6 protein-coding genes are annotated in these 5445 nt (G+C 69.6%); 1 reads left to right on the plus strand and 5 read right to left on the minus strand.

Annotation, left to right across the window (positions count from 1 at the left end; translation table 11 throughout):
- Positions 1-327: type II toxin-antitoxin system RelE/ParE family toxin (locus tag AX744_RS20980; protein WP_061016551.1), on the minus strand; the 327-nt coding region annotated here is incomplete at its 3' end.
- The gene (locus AX744_RS09545) at positions 328-1281 is read right to left on the minus strand and encodes a helix-turn-helix transcriptional regulator (protein ID WP_061016543.1); all 954 of its coding nucleotides are present in this window, start codon (positions 1279-1281) and stop codon (positions 328-330) included. It lies immediately after the preceding gene.
- 103 nt (positions 1282-1384) lie between these two features.
- Between AX744_RS09545 and AX744_RS09550 the strand changes: the two genes are divergently transcribed.
- Entirely contained in the window at positions 1385-1834 is a 450-nt protein-coding gene (locus AX744_RS09550; RefSeq protein WP_046748168.1) for a VOC family protein, read from the plus strand.
- 120 nt (positions 1835-1954) lie between these two features.
- Here AX744_RS09550 and AX744_RS09555 read toward each other — a convergent pair whose 3' ends face one another.
- The 3 genes from AX744_RS09555 to AX744_RS20645 form a co-directional block, all read right to left on the minus strand.
- Positions 1955-2683 (minus strand): SGNH/GDSL hydrolase family protein, encoded by a 729-nt coding sequence (locus AX744_RS09555; protein ID WP_061016545.1) that lies wholly within the window; start codon positions 2681-2683, stop codon positions 1955-1957.
- Complete coding sequence (locus tag AX744_RS09560; RefSeq protein WP_231728775.1) at positions 2680-3858, minus strand: DUF4185 domain-containing protein; 1179 nt, start codon at positions 3856-3858, stop codon at positions 2680-2682. The genes AX744_RS09555 and AX744_RS09560 overlap by 4 nt, the downstream gene beginning before the upstream one ends.
- A 63-nt stretch (positions 3859-3921) precedes the next feature.
- The coding region (locus AX744_RS20645) for a hypothetical protein (protein WP_061016549.1) at positions 3922-5445 on the minus strand (1524 nt) is incomplete at its 5' end.

The raw sequence follows: 5445 nt of genomic DNA on the forward strand, positions 1-5445 counted from the left end.
GTCGCGGAGGACGGCGGCGATGTCTCGCCGCGTGTGGAGCACGCGGTGCACTCGCACAGCATCAGGGTCGTGGGTGTAGATGATGAGGTACGGGTGGCTCCGAAGAGGGAAGGCGCGGATCTCGGGAATCTCGGTCACCGGTTCGAAGCGCGCCGACTCGAGAGAGGGATGCGCAGCGAGCCGACCCATCGCGTGCTGGAGATCATCGATGAACGCGATCGCGACGTGTGGCCCTGCTTCGCTGAGATAGTGGGTGACTGCGCCACCGATTTCGCCCCGTCCCGGCCTCGTTCCACAAAATGGGGAAAGGGCGTGAAACTCGACGATTCAGGAGGACGAGTCGCACGCCGCGGCGAAACGCTGCGCCAGGATTCCCGCCGCCTCCCGCAGCGCCGGAGGGCCGATGACGGTGAAAGCCGCGTCGAAACGCGCGACCGAGGCGAGCACCCCCGTCCACGACCACGATCCGATCGTCACACGGCACGACCCGTCAGCGAGTTCCTCCAGCTCCCCGTCGCCGACCCAGGGTGCGATGTCGCGGGCGGGGAGCGCGATCACGACCTCACCCACGCAGGGCCAGCGGTCCTCGGTCGTCGACCCCTTGGCCCGGGCCGCGAGATACGTCTGCGCATCCACGGCGGGCAGCGGGCGCGTGGCGAACGACGGTCCGGTCGGGATGCGGGGTCGCATCCGATCCAGGCGGAACGTGCGCCAGTCGTCAGCCTCCAGATCCCACGCCAGCAGGTACCAGCGCCCCTCTCGCGCCACCACCGCGTGCGGTTCGGTGCGTCGGGCCGGGCGGTCCTGGGTGGAGGCGTAGTCGAAGCGGAGCACCTGCCGGTCGCGGACGGCGGCGCTCGCCGCCTCGAGTACCGTCGGATCGACCCTGGTCGCGTTCTCGGTGCCGGTGAAGCGGATGCCGTCCACTCGATGTCGTAGCCGGGACGGCATCACCTGGCGCACGGTGGCCAGGGCTCTGGCGGCACCTTCATCGATGTCGATCCCCGTCGCCGAAACGCTCTGGAGGGCGACGGCGATCGCGACCGCCTGATCATCGTCGAACAGCAGCGGCGGGAGCTCCGATCCTGCGGCGAGACGATAGCCGCCGTCCGGTCCCTTGATCGCACCGATCCGGTAGCCCAGCGCGCGCAGCCGGTCGACGTCGCGGCGCACCGTGCGGGGGCTGACCTCCAGCCGTTCCGCCAGTACGGACCCCGGCCAATCGCGCGGGGTCTGCAGCAGCGACAGCAGCGCGAGCATGCGTGAAGAACTCCCGGTCATGCGATTCAGTCTGCCCGAAGTAGAGGACGGAAACTGACCTCTACCTCTGTGATCGTTGTCGCCAGAGGTCCCGAACGGCGGGGCTCGCGACGAGGAGAAGAGCATGACCATCACCACCACGACCCACCTGAACTTCCGCGGCACGGCCCGGCAGGCGCTCGACTTCTATCAGTCCGTGTTCGGCGGCGAGGTGACCGCGGCGACCTATGGACAGTTCGGCATGCCCGAGGGCGTTCCGGGCTTCGACAAGATCGTGTTCGGCCAGTTGGACGGTGTCGTGCGCCTGATGGCGTACGACATCCCTGGTGAGGACGACTCGAACCCGGCGGCGACCGCGGGCAGCACGCACCGGGAGAACGGAGCGACCCTCACCGACCGCACGTTCTTTCAGTCGCTGCGCGCCGATTCGCTCGATGAGCTCCAGCGCTACTGGAACGGGCTCGTCGAGGGCGCGACCGTGATCGAGTCACTGGCAGCATCGGCGTGGTCGGCCGGTTTCGGCATGCTCACCGACCGTTTCGGCGTGACCTGGGTGCTCGACGTCGCGGCCTGAGCCCGATGGCCCGTTCTTCCCGACCGGATGCATGAGGATCGGACGGATGCAGGAGGAATCACTGCGAGTGATCCTGCATCCGTCCGATCCTCCGACAGACGTGTCGCCCCAGGACGCCGGTCAGACCGGCGGCCAGTGCGGATGCCGTGCCACGGCCACCCGCGCCTGCAGGTCCGTGACCACCCGGGACCCCTCGGCGTCCAGCCCGAGCGCCCCGGCCAGGCCGAGAACGAGCAGGGCATGACCTGAGGCGCTCGGGTGGAATGCGTCGTCGAGCAACCCCCACGGTGTGCCCTCGTTGCCCGGCCCCGTGCCCGCGGAGAACACGGCGAACGCCTCGTGCTGGTCGACGAGGATCGCTTCCTCGGCGGTGGCCACGTCGCGGATCGCCTGCGCGAACTCGCCGAGACGCGCGCGGTCGGGAGCATGGGACAGGTCGGCGGGCGGCGGCGTCTGCAGCACCGGCACCGCGCCGAGCTCTCGCACCTGTCGCACGAACTCCGCGACCGAATCGGCGAACGCGGACACCTCGATCACCGGATCCAGCCACTGAGTGGTGCAGTCGTTCGTGCCGATCAGCAGCGTCACCACATCGGGCCGCCAGTGCGCGACGCGACCCTCGAAGTCCCCCAGGATCAGGTCGGCGCGCCACCCCGTGATCGCGGTGTTGATCACCGTGTCGTGCACCCGACCCAGGTCGCCGCGGATCAGCTCGTGCAGGTGGTCGACGTAGTTGCGGGCTCCGCGGGTGTGGATGAGCCCGTGCGTGATGGAGTCGCCCGTGCACACCCAGGTGAGCGGCGCTCCGGAGGCGAGGAGCCCCCGGAGTGCCGCGCGGTCGTCGGTCACCCGGTGGCCTTCAGCTGCACGTCGATGAACCGCGGACGGTAGATCGAGGCGTCGTCGTACACGTCGCCCACGTTGTCGAAGGTGTTGACGTTGTAGGAGACGAGGATGCGGTTGCCCTGGCGCAGCTGCGGGTGCTCGTGCGCGTTGTAGGTGAACACGTCGGGGTCGCCGTAGCTGCCCAGCGTCCCGGTCTCCGGTGTGCGGTACAGCTCGACCGGATCGGTGAACGGGCCGGTGGGCGAGCACGAGGTGCGGGCGACGATGCGGGTGCTGAACAGTTCCGACGTGTCCTGCGTGACGAGCAGATAGCCGTCGCGGAAGGGGGCGACGCTGAACTCGTTCGCGACGTACGGCACGACGGGGATGGCATCGGTCTCGGCGGCCGACCATCCGGTGCCGTTCCAGTACGTCCACGCGCCCTTCACGCCGTCGCGGTCCTGCGCGCGGGCGACGTAGGCCGAGCGCACTCCACCCGGATCCGCGATGCCGTAGATGTACGTGGTGCCGCGTTCCTCCAGCGTCCACGAACCCCAGTTGATCCCGGTCGCCGAAGGCAGGTCGGTGATGGACTCCAGTTGCAGGGTCTGGCCGTCGAGGGTGGCAAGGCGGTTCGCGGTCCATGCGAAGTCCCACTGGCCGCTGCCCGTGCGCCCGAACTGCAGCAGCGGCACCTGCACCGTGCCGTCGCGTCCGGGCGTGGGGTCGCCGATCCAGTACCACTTGCCGTCGGGCTCGGGCGGGATGATGGCGGCAGGCTCCTCCGGGGTGCCTCCCGTGATGGTCGTCAACCCGCCGCGGCGGTCCTGCACCACGACGGAGTTGTTCACGAACGGGGAGTCGGTGGGCCGTGAGCCGTCGGCGTTCACGGTGCCGAGGAACGTGTCGGAGAAGAACCATCCGGTCTTCCCCTTCCCGAGCGGCAGGGAGAACGTGCTGTCGCCGCCGGTCCACGCGCCGCCGGTGTTCCCGTAGGCGGTGAACTGCTCGGTCAGGCCCTGATCCACGTTCGCCGTGGCGGTGAGCGTCTTGTCGACCAGCGAGCACTGGCCGGGTCCGTGTCCTCCGCCGCCGTGGTTCCCTCCGGTCGCGACTGCTGCGGTGGCCGGGGCGGCGAACAGCGCGCCGGCGCAGAGGGATGCCGCGGCGAGGGTCGCCGCGATGGTGCGTCTTCTCATATCGATCACTCCTTCGTGTTCGGGTGGTGCTCTCGTGTTCGGTTGATGCTCGGGTCGTGCAGGTCAGCGGCCTGGGGCGGGGGTGATTCCTCCGGAGGCGTCGATGTCGTAGGTGCGGGTGCCGACGCGCAGGCCGCGCAGGGTCGCGCCCGGGTCGAGGGCGGCGACGCATCCGGCCGCCCGCACAGTGCCGCCGGCGGCGACCGAGACACCGAACAGGGCTTCGATCACGAGCTCGATCCAGGCCCCGGACGAGGAACACGACCAGTCGATGATGTACGGCAGCTGCGGGGGCGCTTTGCGGGCTCCGCCGTTGATGCCGGGCACGGCCTCCTCCACGAAGTGCGCCTGCCCCATCGGCCCCTGGTTCGCAGTACGGGAGAGCCCTTCGATCCAGCCGGTCAGCACTTCGGGGGCTCCGAGTGCGGAGAGCGCACGTCCGGCGTCGGCGGGCCAGGCAGGGTAGGCGCCGTTCCACTGGTGGTCGGGCCGTGGGCTGTAGCTGGCGTCGGGATCCCAGGGTGAGAGTGCGCGCATCCAGTTGTCGGTCTGCAGCTCGCGCTGGAAGAAGCCGACCATCTCGTCGCGGATTCCCGGGGCGAGATCCTCGGCGATCGTGGTGCCGACCACGCTGAAGTCGTAGCAGTGCCGCACGGGAAGCTGCGTGCCGTCGGGCTGTCCTGCCGTGAAGACACCGGTGCCGGGACGATAGCGCGCGATCACGGCCGGGAGCAGCGCCTCGGCCTCGGTGCGCAGCGCGCTCGCCGCGGTCTCGTCGCCCCGCAGGTCGGCCAGGTCGGCGGCGGTGCGCATGCTCCACACGTTCGCGGCGTTGAGGCTCGCCACCTCGTGCGTGTACGAGCTCACGCACTCCAGCAGATTGTCGATCTCGCCGTAGTCGGCCAGGGGTGTATCGCGGCGCAGCTCCTTCCAGGCGGTCGCCCACTGCCGCACCGACGCGGCCACGGTCTGGTCGCCGACGATCTCGTCGAGGAACGCGACGTCACCCGTGAAACGTACGTAGTCGTGCACGAGCCGGGTCATGGCGTAGTCGTTCACGGAGTACCAGCGGCCGACCGGGCCTCCGGTGAGGGACGACGTGCCGAAGTGCGAGTGGATGTCGAGGGAGATCCAGTGCCGCACCTGGGTCCGCATCTCGTCGGGGTCGAGCAGGGCGTGGCTCACCGAGCTGAGGCTGTAGTCCCAGATGAACGTGGTGGTGCCCCAGTAGTTGGGCATGAGCGTGTCGTACGACCGCCCGAGCACATTGCCGGCGAAGTCGCGGCGGAACCAGATCACGCCCAGCGCCGCCCACCAGTACAGGCGGCGCAGGGGTGCGGAGGCGGTGTCGAGCACGGGCAGTGCGCCGGAGAACTCGGTGTCGCTCGGGTCGAACGCGGCGCGGAGCTGTCGGTTCCAGAACTCTTCGGCTGAGGCGACGGCACCGGGGATGTCACCGGCGACGTCAGCCCAGGTGGCCTTCGCGTCGGACTCGTCGAGGCCGATCGCCTGCACGAAGCCGGTGCGCGCGGTTCCGCCGGCGGGCACGGTCAGCGTGGTCGCGAGCTCGCCGCCGCGGCCGTTGCC

The organism is Microbacterium sp. CCH5-D1, assembly GCF_001557335.1.
Taxonomy (GTDB): Bacteria; Actinomycetota; Actinomycetes; order Actinomycetales; family Microbacteriaceae; genus Microbacterium; species Microbacterium oxydans.